Below are 235 nucleotides of genomic sequence, written 5' to 3'. Positions count from 1 at the left end.
CCTCTTCGCTATCCCAGACGGACTGTTCGCCGGTTTCGCCGAGGTCGGCGGCGCCGGCAAGCATCGCCAAGACCGTCATGCCGTCGATGCGGCCACGCTGGTGCTTCTTGATGAAGAACCGATTGTTCTGGGCGTCCGGCTGGATCGCCGCGTTGCCGGAGCACCACTTGGTGATCGGGCTTTCGTCGATAACAATCCGACGCTGCAGGATTCGATCCTCGAATTTCTGCAGCGA

Annotated in this window: 1 pseudogene; it reads right to left on the bottom strand. The window is 61.3% G+C overall.

Annotated elements, in window-relative coordinates:
- Nucleotides 1-235: pseudogene (locus tag AF337_RS43155) on the bottom strand (terminase large subunit); the annotation flags it as partial.

The organism is Rhizobium ecuadorense, from assembly GCF_001187535.1.
In the GTDB taxonomy this organism is placed as follows: domain Bacteria; phylum Pseudomonadota; class Alphaproteobacteria; order Rhizobiales; family Rhizobiaceae; genus Rhizobium; species Rhizobium ecuadorense.
Note: the sequence above shows the minus strand (reverse complement) of the source record. Positions and strands in the feature narration are given on the sequence as shown.